Raw genomic sequence first — 570 nt, forward strand, 5'->3', positions numbered from 1 at the left:
GTGGTGGGTGGTGAGGGAGATTTGCTTAGCGAACCTATGACGAGCACTTGTACGCCCATACCGAGGGAACTACATTCCCCTATTTAATCGAAAAATGGAATATCGGAGTTCGAAGGGGAACTACAGGGCTTTATTTAACCCCAGTCGCCCAATTGCCTGTCAACAATGGCAAAATAGTGGACTATAGTTCCCTTTCAACCGCTCAATGGGCTATTTTCGACAAAATAACGCCCTGTAGTTCCCCATTCTGCCCCCAAATGTTGAAACCACCCCATCACCGCACAAAAAGCGAACTATTTCACTCGTACCTGTACTAGAGTCGATGGGTCTAACTGGTTTGGTGAGTTTGGTGAGTTAAGTGCGTCTGGTAAGTCTGGTGCGTCTGGTGTGTCTGGTGCGTCTGGTGTGTCTGGTAAGTCTGGTGCGGTTGGTGCGTCTGGTGCGTTTGGTAAGTCTGGTGTGTCTGATGTGTCTGGTAAGTCTGGTGTGTCTGGTAAGTCTGGTAAGTCTGGTGCGTCTGGTGTGTCTGGTAAGTCTGGTGCGTCTGGTGTGTCTGGTGCGTCTCGTGTG

General features: G+C 50.0%; 1 protein-coding gene. It reads left to right on the top strand.

What is annotated here, in order from left to right:
* Positions 1-358 precede the first annotated feature (358 nt).
* Positions 359-570: hypothetical protein (locus AC3WRW_RS33075; protein ID WP_492550441.1), on the top strand; the 212-nt coding region annotated here is incomplete at its 3' end.

The organism is Paenibacillus sp. FW126-R14, from assembly GCF_058789495.1.